The following is a 13,203-nucleotide window of genomic DNA, read 5'->3' as shown; positions in this document are numbered from 1 at the left end:
TGCGATGATATCCAGATGAAGGTGGTCGGCATGGGCCGCATTGGACCCCGGCCCCAAGACTGTTGAAAAATCCATACAGGCCGCCCCGCGCACGGCGTCCTGAAATGCTTCGGCCATGGACCCTTCGGTTTCGCGGGGCTCAATCGCCAAGCGGGATCCGTCTTCAAAGCGAAACGCCATCACATCGAACGCATTGCCGAAAGCGTGTTCCGACAGCTTGCCGGTCGGCTGATTGTTGCGGCGGCGGCAGACATAGCCCGAACCGTTTTCGATGGCGGTCAGCGCCCCCCGGTCAGACAGCCGCTCGCTTGCGGGCAGGACAAAATCCTTGGTCCACAGTGCAAGTGCCGTGGCGGTTTCACAGCGCAGCATCGCGGAGGGAGAGATCACCACGCCGGCGCTGATCTCAGAGACCATCAACGGGCGCAGGATACCGCAATCAGCGTCGTCTTCGGGGATCAGCGGCTCGGCCTCGGTATAGGTCACGCCCATTGCGTCCAGCTGCGCAAGGCAGGCCGCATAGTCGGCATCCGTTTCGCGCAGCAAATCTCGTACGCCGACCAGCGCAACACTATCATCGGTTTCCGCAGCATTCTCTCGTTCGGCGTCCTCTGCGGGTGGCGTCGCTGCGGGTGCGACCTGCGGAGGTATGGGACTGCTTTGTTTCGGCTGAGGCTTGGGCGAGGTTTCCGGCGCAAGGTCCTGCGCGAAAACCGGACAGGCCACAACCAACGCCAGAAACATGGCCCGCGTCATTCAACAAAGTCCACGACAACACCCTTACTGACCATATTGGCCAGTTCCTCGACATCCCAATTCGTGAACCGCACGCATCCGTGGCTTGAGGCGCTAAACAGCTTTTCCGGTGCATCCGTGCCGTGCAAACCATAGGTGGGCTTGGTCAGATCAATCCAGACCGACCCGACAGGCCCGTTTGGTCCCGGCGGCAATATCAGCGCCTCTTTGACGCCATCGGCTTCGAAATTGACGGATGGTCTGTAGCTATAGGTCGGGTCAATCGCGACCGCGTTCACCTCAAGACTGCCCTCGGGTGACGGGGTCTCATCCGACCCGATGGACACGGGGTAATTTGCCAACATCTTGCCCGAGGCGTCGAAAACAACGGCACGGCGATCTGTTTTCCTGATCTCGATCCGGGCGGCCTCTCCTTCAAGACTTGGTCCGGCGTCAGCGACCGTTATGATATCCCCCAATTCGAATTTTGCATCGGGATTCAGCAGGATCAGGAAATCTTCATCCATGTGAAACCGTTCGGCCAATGCCTCCGAGACGCGGGTAAAACCGAGCATGTCCATTTCAGCTTTCTTTGCGACATTCTCGGGAATGCTTGGGGACAGATTGTCCAAATCGCCCTGGGTCACGGTGTATGACTGCAAAACATCCCCGCCGTCGCCGCCCCCAAGTGCGGACCAGACTGCGGGATCAAGCAGGCCATCAATTTCAAAACCTTCACGGCTCTCGAAACCGCGCAGGGCGCTTTCGCTCATTCCGCCGGAATAGCCGTCGATCACGCCCGGCGAAATTCCGGCCCGATCCAGCAGCACCTGAAGCTTGACGGCGATGGCGGACTGTCCCTCGGGCAAGGTGCCGTTGGTATATTGCGAAGTGCGGATGTCATCAGCGGTAAGGGCGACTGCAGGCGCGGCCAGCACAAACGCAAGACCGGATATAAGTGTACGCATTTTCAAAACTCTTTACATTTCTCGTTCGCAGCGTCGGGCTGCCTGATAAGGTTCAACAGTACTTTGCGGTGTGGAATGGAGGGGAAAACGGTTTTCACCCCTCCGGCAGTTGCGGCAGTATTTTGTCAAGGGTCGCGGGGTAATCGCGCACACGCACGCCGGTTGCGTTGAAAATGGCGTTGGTGATGGCCGCGCCCGCACCGGATATGCCGAGTTCGCCCACGCCTTTGGATTGGATCGGGTTGGCCCATGCGTCGCGTTCTTCCAGAAAGATGACATCCAGCTGGGGCACATCCAGATTTACCGGAACGTGATATTCGGCAAGGGTGTGGTTGACGATGTGACCATCGCGATGATCATGCACCAGCTCTTCGGTCAGCGCGGCACCGATGCCGAAAATCATCCCGCCATAGCACTGTGAACGGGCTGTCTGTTCGTTCAGGATACGGCCCGCCGAAAACACGCCAAGCATCCGCCGAACACGCGTTTCGCCTGTGACACTGTTCACCGCGACTTCGGCAAAATGCGCACCAAAGCCGGCGTGTTCCACTGTGTTACTCGCCTCGCCAGGTTCAATATGTCCTATGGCGGTCAGGTCATTAGACAGCGTATCCGAAAGGCTGCGCTGGATGTTACCGGTCGTGATGATGCCATCCTTTAGGGTGATATCGGCAGGGTCTGCATTTAACATACCAGCGATGTCCTTGCGCAGGCTTTGGCAGGCCAGAAATACGGCGGACCCGACAGAACCCGCCCCCCAAGAACCACCTGACCCCGCTGCTGGTGGCAGGTCGGTATCGCCCAGCCGTACCGTGACGCTGTCCAGCGGCAGACCCAACATTTCGGCCGCGATCTGCGCCAAAATCGTATAGGTGCCCGTGCCGATGTCAGTCATATCTGTTTCAACCGTAGCGGTCGCATCGGCGTGCAGGATGACGCGGGCTTTGGCCTCGGACAGGATGTTGCCGCGCGCAGCAGAGGCCACGCCCATGCCGATCAGCCATTCGCCGTCTTTGACCTGCCCGGGGTTTGCCGAACGTTTGGACCAGCCGAAATGCTCGGCTCCTTGGCTTAGACATTCTGCAAAGCGGCGGGACGAAAATTCCTTGCCGGTTTCGGGATGCGTTTCGGGGATGTTGCGCAGGCGCAGTGCGACCGGATCAATCCCTGCCTTATGCGCCAGTTCATCCATCGCGTTTTCAAGCGCCAGCATGCCCACGGCCTCGCCCGGTGCGCGCATGGATCCCGCACAAGTGCGATGCACCCGCGCAATGCGGTGCGCATAGGCGCGGTTTTTGCCCGCGTACAGAAAATGCGTGGCCAATGCGACGGGTTCGCTGAACGTTTCACCGGGCAGGTTCGATACCGTTGCATCGTGGCCGATCGCGGTCAGATGCCCCTTTGCATCTGCCGCCAGCCGCAACCGCTGCTGGGTCGAACTGCGCCGCATCGTGGTCTCGAACACCTGCGGGCGGGTCATCACCACGCGCACCGGACGGCCCAACGCCTTGGCCGCGATTGCGGCCCCCACGGCTTCGGAGGACAGGCCAAGTTTCGAACCAAAGCCGCCGCCGACATAGGGGGCCAAAAGCCGGACATTGGACGGATCAATGCCCAAGGCATCGGCCAGTTCATTCCGGTTATATTTCAGCATCTGATAGGACCCGTGCAGCGTCAGCCTGTCGCCTTCCCAGCTGGCAACAGAGGCATGCGGCTCCATCGCGGCACTGGTCTGGGACGGGGTGGTATAATTGGCGTCGATACTGACATGCGCCGCAGCCATGGCGGCGTCCACATCGCCCTGTTCCGTCTGCTTGGCTTCTGGCGTGTCTATCTGCGCCGAACCGTCAAGCGGATCGGTGACAGCCTGTTCAACAACATAGGTAATTGCAATATTTTGCGCTGCATGGCGGGCCTGCTCAAAGGTTTCAGCCACAACAAGCGCGATGGGCTGGCCGAAATACGCAACATCCCGCGCGCCCTGAATGGGTGCTTTGTTCGCGGTGCCCTGGGCCGGGTTTCGCAGCAGGCGTTCATCCGTAACAAGGGTTAGAACCCCCGGCATGGCGCGCAGGGCTGCTTCGTCAATCGTAGCGACGCGCCCCTTGGCGATTGTGGCACGCACAAACACACCGACCGCTTCGGTGCCGTCGCCGATTTCAGCGGCATAGGCCGCCTGCCCTGTCACCTTGAGAGGGCCATCCACCCGCACTTCGCCTTTGCCGATCACGCCCTGCGCCATACCGGCCAGAACATCGGGCTGTTGGTCATCCATTTTGTGATGCACGGTCATTGGTCAGTCTCCGTTACGGAACGCAACACAGCCTTGAGCGTGCGGCGTGAAAGGGGGATTTTGAAATCATTTGCGCCGTACCCTTTGGCATCCGCCAACAAGATATCCGCCGCCTCGTCAAAAAGAGTATCCGAAGGGGCCTGACCGGTCAGCGCGGCCTCGACCGCCCGGTTGCGCCAAGGCTTGGGCGCAAGCCCCCCGAAGGCCAGTGAAATCTGCGCGATCTTGCCAGCGTCCATCTGCGCAACGGCCGCAACCGACACCAGCGCGAACGCATAGGACGACCGGTCACGGACCTTGCGGTAAATATGCCGACCCGTCGTTGGCCGGGGCAAAAGCACGGCAGTGATCAGATCGCCTGGCTGCAATACTGTTTCCACATCCGGTGTACTGCCCGGCAGGCGATAGAAATCATCCAGCGCAATCTGCCGCGTATCTCCATGGCTGCCTTCAATCTCGACCACCGCATCAAGTGCCATCATGGCGACCGCCATGTCAGAAGGATGCGTGGCAATACAATGGTCACTGGTACCCAGAATAGCCAAAATACGATTAAACCCGTCCAGCGCCTGACACCCGCTTCCCGGTGCGCGTTTGTTGCAGGGCATCGCCGTGTCATAGAAATAGCCACAGCGCGTCCGTTGCAGCAGGTTACCGCCCGTCGTCGCCTTGTTGCGCAACTGGCCAGAGGCACCGGCAAGCAGCGCGCGGGACAATACTTCGTAATCTTTGCGAACAGTTTCATGCGCAGCAAGATCGCTGTTGGTGACCAGCGCGCCGATCCGCAGCCCGCCGTCATCTGTCCGGGAAACCTGACCCAGATCTAGTCTGTTGATGTCGACCAGTATATCGGGTGTGCTCACCTCAAGCTTCATCAGGTCAATCAGGTTGGTCCCGCCGGCAATGATCGCGGCACCATGACCCGAGGCCGCCTTGGTCGCGTCAGCGACTGACGTCGCGCGGTTATACTCAAACTGCTTCATTGGCCGCCCTCCGCCGCCGCTTCGCGGATTGCGTTGACGATGCCGGTATAGGCCGAACACCGGCACAGATTGCCGCTCATCCGCTCCGAGATTTCTTCATCCGACAGGGCTCCGGCCCCCTCAAGGGACTCTGACACATTCGAAGGCCAGCCCGCTTTCGCCTCTTGCAGCATGGCCGTCGCCGAACAGATTTGACCGGCAGTGCAATAGCCGCACTGAAACCCGTCATGCTTGATGAATCCCCGCTGCAAAGCCGACATGTCATCTGGCGTGCCCAACCCTTCGATTGTGGTGATATCGTCGCCGTCATGCATGCAGGCCAAGGTCAGGCACGCGTTGATCCGCCGGTCATTGACAATAATCGTACAGGCCCCGCATTGCCCGTGATCGCAGCCCTTTTTCGTACCTGTCAGATCCAGATGATGTCGCAGCAGATCCAGCAGGGTCGTGCGATGGTCAACATCAACGACATGCGTTTCACCGTTTATCGTCAGGGTCGTGCTGCGGGTTGTCATGGGGCGTACTTTCTATTCAAAGGGCATCGCGCGAAAGCGCAGCGGCTAACCGATCGGTTATAGATGAACGACTGGGTGCCGTAATGGTTCCGCCATTAGCACGGGCCCGGACCGAACCGTTCGTCCACCCGGCTCTCTGCTTCCGCTACCTCTCTGCGGCCTAGCGACAAGCATCGTCCCGAATCCGTGTAAGTCAGATATGTGCCAATGACGTTTTGGGCGCAAAGTTGGTAAGGCCCAAGCCGTTGTGGGAATGCAAGATGCGGCTCCCAAGTAATCGCAGACAAGCTGTCTGTGGGAACCACAAGCGCGCTTGCCGCGTTGTACAATTCGTACCTCTAGCCCGACCATTAGGATGCTCAATGCTATCTTCGATCAAAACACTTCGTTCAGTCCTATTGTGCGTTTTGATCGTTCTCGCGGGTGCCGCCGTCGCGGAAGAAAAAGTCTACCAGTCAGACACGCTGAACGATGGGCTGGGCGCTCCGCCCGCTGCCCTCGATCGCAGCTCACCACATGCAACCATAGAAGCGCTGCTTGATCTGGCCGAGCAAGGCAATTTTGCAGCGGCGGCGCATCTGCTGAATTTGGCCACGATCCCAAGCACAGAGCAACCAGCGCACGGACCAACCCTTGCTGAACAGCTTTATACCATCGTGGACAGAAAGGTTGTTATCAGCTGGGGTGATCTTTTGGATCGGCCGGACGCGCTAGATGCTACGGCAACAACGAAAAGCGCTGTCGCCGGACAGACCCGACGCTCCATTCTGCTGTGGGTGCTTGAAGTCGATAACCGGCCCTACCCTATCTATCTTGACCGGGTTCAGGTGGACGAAGCCGCACCGGTCTGGGTATTTTCAAAACGGTCGGTGGCGAACATACCCAAGCTCTATGACACTTTCGGGCCGTCAGAAATGGAGCGTAAACTGCCGGATTGGGCGCGCAAGGACGGTTTTTGGAACCTCATGTGGTGGGAGATCATCGGCCTACCGGTGATGTTCCTGCTGGCGATCATCGCGGGCATTGTGACCCGCAAGGGTTTGTCGCGGGCTGCTGCGTCGGTGAATGGCGAATTTGCCGAACGTATTATCGCGGCGTCCCGCCTACCGGTGGTGATGTTTGTGATGACATCGGTCATCTCCATCATCAGTGGCATCTTCGTCTTTTCCGGCCCGGTTTCGACCCTCATTCCGCCAATGATCGCGTTGGGTTATGTCATTGCAGCGCTGGTTTTCGTGGTGAATGTGGTGGACAGGATCATAGACCAGATTATCGAGTTTGATAATGATGATCTGGACCAGATCGACGACGACCACCGCCGGGAGACCGCCACAAAGGTATCGCTTGTCCGGCGCTTGCTGATCGTCGTGATCATTTTGCTTGGCTTTGGCATCGTCCTGGCCGAGGCAGACGTATTCCGCACGTTCGGTTTTTCCCTGTTGGCCTCTGCCGGTGCCGTGATGCTGATCCTTGGCTTTGCCGCACGCGAAGTCCTATCCAACATCATGTCCTCCATACAGATCGCGCTGAACCAATCGGCCCGGATTGGCGACAAGGTCGTCTACAAGGGGCACATCTGCTCGGTCGAGCGGATCAACTTTACCTATGTCCTGTTGCGGGTTTGGACAGGCGTGCGGTTGATCGTTCCTGTGACGGAATTTGTGTCAGAGACATTCGAGAACTGGACGATACGAGACCCCAAGATGAAGCGTTTGATCGAAATACATGTCGCGCACGGGGCCGAGATCAGCGCATTGCGGGACATATTCTTCGAGGTTCTAGACGAGGTCGACCAAGACGATCTGGGGGCCCGCGACGAACACGAGGTCAGGGTCACAGGGCAGGATGTCTTTGGCCAGATCGTCACGTTCTGCCTGACATGCGCAAACCCTAACACCTCATGGGGTTTATCCTGCGAGGTTCGGGAGCGGCTGATCAAACGCATGCAGGATCTGGAGCATTCAGGGAGCAAGGTCTTTCAAACGGTGAACCCTGCCGAGGGCGCATAACCATAGGTACCATGCGGGCTGTCCGTGTTGGCGTGGCAAGGCATCAATGATAGTCAGCGTGCGACATGCCAAAGGCCGTCGAACACGCCTTTCGGGGGGCGTGCACGCGGGTGCACCCCAAAATATGGCAAATCTAAGATACGAACGAGACCCTAAAAGTCGATTTGGACCGGCTCAAAGAAATCGTCGGACGTGGTAAAGGTCACGAGCATATCGATGGCCTTGTCCACTTGTCCGAAATCCGCATACCAGCCGAAAATTTTGTTTGCCATGTCATAGGCCCCCACTGCCCAACCGATGAACGACGCGGCATCCGTTGCCGCAGTTTTTTCCGCGTTCGCGTGTCTGGCTTTGAACGACTGCAACGAGCGCTGCCCCTTTTTCAGGTCTTTCGCGATGCGCTGCACCTCGGCAATCGTGGCGCTCACCACTTTGGCAATGCGCTTTTCAGCCTCGGCGCTCAAGTCCTTGCGCTTGTTGGCAAACTTCAAAAGTGCATCGACCTTGCGGGCCAAAGCCTTGGCCTGCATCTCGGCTGCGGTCATTTTAGTTTCATATAGACCGATGTTCTTGGACAAATTCTGCACCAAGGACTTACCAACTGGTTTCGGCGCTTTGACTGCTTTGATCCTTTTCAGGTCTGCCAGAATGTCAGCCTGAACATCGGCCCCCGATTTGTAGGCGTCGCGCAGGTTATCGACCAGACCTTTGATATCCAAGGCAAGGTCCGCAATGGATTTCGCCGCCGAAAGCGAAGCCGTTGGGACCACTGCCGTCGCAAACAGCGCGGTGATCCCGCCAATTGCATCATTCAGAACATTGCCCAAAGACCAAGCACATGAGACCACAAATTTAACATTTGCCTTGTCAAAATCGTCGCGTTTTTTATCTTCGGCTATGCAGAAATCATTGACGCGTTTGGTCAGGTTTTTTTCAAATGCAGACAGTTCCGCGTCGATCTTCTTGAGACTGACTTTGGTGAGCGCCTTGCGCTTCTTTTCATTCTTCTCTTTGAACAGCTCTTTTTCGGATGCTTCGATCAGGCTGTTCAAATTTTTCCGGCGATCCATGAACGAAGGGCTGATCGCATCGCGCATTTCTTGCAAGGTATAGGGGTCCATCCCCGATTTGACCTCAACTTCCACCTCGATCTGCGGCAGTTTAAGAATGCTTTGCTTGTTACTTTCTCCAAGGTTTTTTCTGAGTACCAAAGCAAAACTGACTGACTTAGCCATGCCTAACCCTCCAATAAATTATATAAAAAAATGACATTCCCAAATGCAATGCCGACGCATCGCATGCTGTAGCTGTTTTAAATGTCAATCAAGCCTGTTGTGCATGCTGCGCCGCTAGTTGGGGCGGCGTTGTCTAAAATAAGGGTTGGGTGCATAGCTGCCGTTCGCGACGGCGGGTTCAAATGCCTAGGTCCATCAACATTCTGAATGCAGCAGCCTGACTGCATCGAGATCACCGAGCGATGGCAGGCTGCAAGTGCTTCATAGCAAAGCAGCCAAACGGATAGACACTTGCGTAAACAACGGGGCGGCCCGTGACAGCCGCCCCGTTGCATGATCGTTCAGACGGTTTTTGGCTCTAGCTCCACCGACCACAGTTCAACATCTGCGCTGTCCATCAAACGGACGGTCATCATGCCGGTGTCGGCTGCGATGTCGACCTTGCCGAAAAACTGCATCCCGTCGCTGGGGGGCAGGTTTGCCTGACCTTCTTCTGGATGCTTGGCAAAGCGTACTTCGGGGCCGAACGTATTGTCATAATCGGACGGGCCGAAAGTGCCTGCATGCAGCGGGCCGGACACGAATTCCCAGAACGGCTCGAATTCCTGAAAGACGGCGCGATCTGGTGAATAATGATGGGCTGCAGTGTAATGCACGTCCGCCGTCAGCCAAACCGTGTTCGCAATCTGGGCAGTCTTGATAAAGGAAAGCACAGCCGCGATATCGTGCTCGCGCCCGCGAACCGGGCCGTCACCATTCGCCCCGTTTTCCATGTTGGTGTCGCCGTCGCGCACCATCATTCCGATGGGCATATCAGACGCGATCACCTTCCACGTCGCGGTGGAGTTCACCATTTCGCGCTTGAGCCATGCCATTTGCTCAGCCCCCAGAAACGGCGTGGCACCAGCTTCGGTATTGGCAGTGTTGTCGCCACGGTAGGTGCGCATGTCGATCACAAAGATATCCAGCAGCGGACCATAGGAAACCTTGCGGTACACCCGCATCGGTTCAGCCAGATTTTGCCGCGTTGGCATCATCTCGTGAAACGCATGGGCCGCGCGCGATGACAGCGTCTGCATCGACTTGACGGTATAGCGGTCGTCGCTGGCAAGCACCTCGTTGGGGTACCAGTTGTTCGTCACCTCATGGTCGTCCCATTGCGCGATGATCGGCACCGCTGCGTTGAACGCCTGAACATTGCGGTCCATGTAGTTGTACAGGTGCTGGCCCCGGAATTCGTCGAGTGTTTCGGCAACCTTGCTTTTGGCGGGCGTGACGACGTTCTTCCAGAGTGTCCCGTCGGCCAGCTCAACCTCTTCCTTCAGCGGGCCGTCAGCATAGACGGTATCCCCGGAATGCAGAAAAAAATCAGGCGTGTGGCCCAGCATCGTGGCATAGGTGGTCATCCCGCCGCGATCCTCATCAATGCCCCAGCCCTGCCCGGCAGTGTCACCCGACCAGACAAAGCTGACGTCGCGACTGCCCATCGGGGCGGTGCGAAACTGCCCCAATGTCGGTTCGGACATGGTGCCATCGGCCAAGTCGGTCATCGTCACCCGATAGAAAATATCCTGATCACTGGGCAGGCCGGTCAGCGCCATCTTGCCCGTGAAATCCGTCGGTGTGCCGACGGCCAAAGCGGGGGCAGCCTGCGCGTTCGACATGCTCTCGGTCGTTGCCCACTCTACCAGCATCTTTGCCTCGCGGTCGGCGCGGCCCCAGATGACGGCACCGTCATGGGCGACATCGCCGGACATAACGCCGTGGGTAATTAGGGGGCGCGATTGCGCGCGTGAAAGGGATGGGATCGCCAAGGACGCGCCAAGCGCCGCAGAGCCCAAAAGAGCCTGACGGCGGGTGAATGAAATACGTGGCACAATAACGGCCTCCTGAATGTTTGCTACAGGCAAGATCATCTCTACAAAGGGCTTCATTTCATCGACAGTTTGACGACAGTTTCATGAAACCTGAGGGGCCGCCCGCACCGGCACGGCGTTGCCGCCTGCCAGTTCCCTTCGACAGGCTCTTGTGTGTCTGAAACCTAACACCCGCGCGCCCAGCACTTTTCTGCCGATCCTCCCCTTGGCAAGAAGACCGCTTCGGTTTAACGAGGCACCTCCCGGTCGCAGCCTACCCGGGTAACAAAACAAGGGTATAAAAATGAAAACTATCGTCATCTGCTCCGGCGGATTAGATTCCGTTTCGCTTGCACATATGGTCGCCAGCGAACACCAGCTGACCCGCCTTGTCTCGTTTGACTACGGTCAGCGCCACCGCAAGGAACTCGACTTTGCGGCGCTTTGCGCAAAACGCATAGATGTGCCCCATGATATCATCGACTTGCGCGCCATCGGGGCGGCCCTGACAGGGTCGGCCTTGACCGATGATATTGACGTCCCCGACGGTCACTATGCCGAAGAAAGCATGCGCGTCACCGTCGTGCCCAACCGGAATGCGATCATGCTGACGGTGGCCTTTGGTATAGCTGCCGCACGCGGTGACGACGCCGTTGCCACAGCCGTGCATGGCGGGGATCACTTTATCTATCCCGATTGCCGTCCGGCCTTTACCCAATCCTTTGAGGCGATGCAGAAAATGGCGTTGGACGGCTATGCCGATGTATCGCTTTATACGCCATTTGTGCATCAGACCAAAGCTGACATCGTCACTGCGGGGACCCTCCACAACACGCCCTTTGCTGACACATGGTCCTGCTACAAAGGCGGCGAACACCACTGCGGGCGCTGCGGCACCTGTGTTGAACGCCGCGAAGCCTTTGATCTGGCTGGCGTAGTGGACCCCACCCGCTATGAAGACCCGGATTTCTGGTCCCAAGTCGTGGCAAGAAAGGCGCTAGGCTGATGTATAGAATTACTAAGGAATTCCACTTTTCCGCCTCGCATCAACTGTCGCATCTGCCCGAGGGTCACCAATGCGCGCGCCTGCACGGGCACAACTATGTTGTCATCGTGGAGCTTGCTTCGGCAACCCTGAATGCGGACGGGTTCGTGCGGGATTACGGCGAACTCAAACCGCTCAAGGCCTATATCGACGACACGTTCGACCATCGGCATCTGAACGATGTGATGGACATCCCGTCGACGGGTGAAAACATAGCCCGACATTTCTATGATTGGTGTGCCGCGCAATGGCCCGAAACCACAGCGGTAAAGGTCAGCGAGACGCCCAAGACCTGGGCGGAGTACCGACCATGAGCCAATTGCGTATCGCCGAAATATTCGGCCCTACGATTCAGGGTGAAGGCGCATTGATTGGCGAACCCACCATTTTTGTGCGGACAGGTGGCTGCGATTACCGGTGCGCGTGGTGCGACAGCCTGCATGCGGTGGACACCGCCTTTCGCCACACGTGGGCGGCAATGACGACCGATGCCGTTTGGGCGGAAATCACCCGCCTTTCAACAGGTAAACCGCTGACCATTTCGCTGTCGGGCGGCAATCCCGCGATTCAGGACTTCACCCAGTTGATCGCCCTCGGTCACGCCAACGGTTATCGCTTTGCCTGTGAAACCCAAGGCTCCATTTCAAAACCTTGGTTTGCGGATCTGGATACGCTGGTCCTAAGCCCGAAACCGCCCTCAAGTGGTGAAACTGTGGATTGGAGCGCATTTGATGCTTGCCTTGTCGCGGCCCAAAGTGCCGGGGATAAGGCCGGGCGCATCGTCATGAAGATCGTGATCTTCGATGATCGCGACTATGACTGGGCGCGACAGGTTGCGGAAAAATATCCTGCACTGCCGCTGTATCTTCAGCCCGGTAATCTGGAGGTTGACCCGACCGTTGCCGTCGATCCGCAAGTGCTGGCGGACAAGCTGCTTTGGTTGGTTGAAAAAGTCATGGCCGATTGCTGGTTCGCCCCCAAAGTGCTGCCACAACTTCACGTCCTGTTATGGGGCAACAAACGCGGGGTCTGACCCGGTTCAGGAGAAAACAATGGAAACGATTTACAGCGACCTCACGCAATTGGGCGGCAAAACGGAATTGCCCGCCTCGCCCGAGCAGGCTGAACTTGAACGGGTCTCGAACCCGCAGGCGGATGTGTCATACTGCGTGCGCTTTACCGCGCCTGAATTCACCTCGCTTTGCCCCATGACGGGCCAGCCCGACTTTGCGCATCTGGTCATTGATTATGTCCCCGACGCCTATCTGGTCGAATCCAAATCCCTCAAGCTGTTCCTTGGCGCATTTCGCAATCACGGTGCGTTTCACGAGGATTGCACGGTTTCTATCGCACGACGTCTCGTTGATTTTCTGTCGCCTAGATGGCTTCGGATCGGCGGATACTGGTATCCGCGCGGCGGCATTCCGATAGATGTTTTCTGGCAAACCGGTGCCACGCCGGCTGATGTCTGGATTCCAGACCAAGGGGTCCCCCCCTACCGTGGCAGAGGCTGACAGCGGGCGCGCGAGGGGCCGGGTTGTCAGGGCTGCACTTCGTGGACGTC

The 13,203-nt window shown here is 57.7% G+C and carries 12 protein-coding genes; 5 read left to right on the top strand and 7 right to left on the bottom strand.

Features of this window, described 5'->3' with window-relative positions:
* From ABYT07_RS14160 to ABYT07_RS14140, 5 genes are all read right to left on the bottom strand, one after another.
* On the bottom strand, nt 1–756 hold a 756-nt coding region (locus ABYT07_RS14160; protein WP_372992662.1), incomplete at its 3' end, for an extensin family protein.
* A complete protein-coding gene (locus ABYT07_RS14155; RefSeq protein ID WP_372992660.1) occupies nt 753–1,703 on the bottom strand; it encodes a L,D-transpeptidase in 951 nt (316 codons plus the stop codon). The genes ABYT07_RS14160 and ABYT07_RS14155, both read right to left, overlap by 4 nt.
* Before the next feature lie 94 nt (nt 1,704–1,797).
* Entirely contained in the window at nt 1,798–3,996 is a 2,199-nt protein-coding gene (locus ABYT07_RS14150) for a xanthine dehydrogenase family protein molybdopterin-binding subunit (protein WP_372992658.1), read from the bottom strand.
* The gene (locus ABYT07_RS14145) at nt 3,993–4,979 is read right to left on the bottom strand and encodes a xanthine dehydrogenase family protein subunit M (protein WP_372992656.1); all 987 of its coding nucleotides are present in this window, start codon (nt 4,977–4,979) and stop codon (nt 3,993–3,995) included. The genes ABYT07_RS14150 and ABYT07_RS14145 overlap by 4 nt, the downstream gene beginning before the upstream one ends.
* The gene (locus tag ABYT07_RS14140) at nt 4,976–5,494 is read right to left on the bottom strand and encodes a 2Fe-2S iron-sulfur cluster-binding protein (protein WP_372992654.1); all 519 of its coding nucleotides are present in this window, start codon (nt 5,492–5,494) and stop codon (nt 4,976–4,978) included. Before ABYT07_RS14140 ends, ABYT07_RS14145 begins: the two co-directional genes overlap by 4 nt.
* A 362-nt stretch (nt 5,495–5,856) precedes the next feature.
* Here ABYT07_RS14140 and ABYT07_RS14135 point away from each other — a divergent pair, with 362 nt between their 5' ends.
* On the top strand, nt 5,857–7,503 hold the full coding sequence (locus ABYT07_RS14135; protein ID WP_372992652.1) for a mechanosensitive ion channel family protein: 1,647 nt from the start codon (nt 5,857–5,859) through the stop codon (nt 7,501–7,503).
* A gap of 152 nt (nt 7,504–7,655) precedes the next feature.
* Here the strand turns inward: ABYT07_RS14135 and ABYT07_RS14130 are convergent, their stop codons facing one another.
* Both ABYT07_RS14130 and ABYT07_RS14125 read right to left on the bottom strand, forming a co-directional pair.
* Nucleotides 7,656–8,738 (bottom strand): hypothetical protein, encoded by a 1,083-nt coding sequence (locus tag ABYT07_RS14130; protein ID WP_372992650.1) that lies wholly within the window; start codon nt 8,736–8,738, stop codon nt 7,656–7,658.
* 341 nt (nt 8,739–9,079) lie between these two features.
* Nucleotides 9,080–10,615: an alkaline phosphatase gene (locus ABYT07_RS14125; RefSeq protein WP_372992648.1), complete on the bottom strand. Its 1,536-nt coding sequence runs from the start codon at nt 10,613–10,615 to the stop codon at nt 9,080–9,082.
* A gap of 283 nt (nt 10,616–10,898) precedes the next feature.
* Here ABYT07_RS14125 and queC point away from each other — a divergent pair, with 283 nt between their 5' ends.
* From queC to queF, 4 genes are read left to right on the top strand one after another with little or no spacing between them, the layout of a single operon-like run.
* Entirely contained in the window at nt 10,899–11,600 is a 702-nt protein-coding gene (gene queC, locus ABYT07_RS14120; protein ID WP_372992646.1) for a 7-cyano-7-deazaguanine synthase QueC, read from the top strand.
* Nucleotides 11,600–11,953, top strand: a complete 354-nt coding sequence (gene queD / locus ABYT07_RS14115; protein WP_372992643.1) for a 6-carboxytetrahydropterin synthase QueD — start codon at nt 11,600–11,602, stop codon at nt 11,951–11,953. Before queC ends, queD begins: the two co-directional genes overlap by 1 nt.
* Entirely contained in the window at nt 11,950–12,672 is a 723-nt protein-coding gene (queE, locus tag ABYT07_RS14110; RefSeq protein WP_372992641.1) for a 7-carboxy-7-deazaguanine synthase QueE, read from the top strand. The genes queD and queE overlap by 4 nt, the downstream gene beginning before the upstream one ends.
* 19 nt (nt 12,673–12,691) lie before the next feature.
* The gene (gene queF / locus ABYT07_RS14105) at nt 12,692–13,153 is read left to right on the top strand and encodes a preQ(1) synthase (protein WP_372992639.1); all 462 of its coding nucleotides are present in this window, start codon (nt 12,692–12,694) and stop codon (nt 13,151–13,153) included.
* Nucleotides 13,154–13,203: the final 50 nt, after the last annotated feature.

Origin of the sequence: Sulfitobacter sp., from assembly GCF_041552635.1 — a bacterium.
In the GTDB taxonomy this organism is placed as follows: domain Bacteria; phylum Pseudomonadota; class Alphaproteobacteria; order Rhodobacterales; family Rhodobacteraceae; genus Sulfitobacter.
This window is presented reverse-complemented; position numbering and strand designations above follow the sequence as displayed.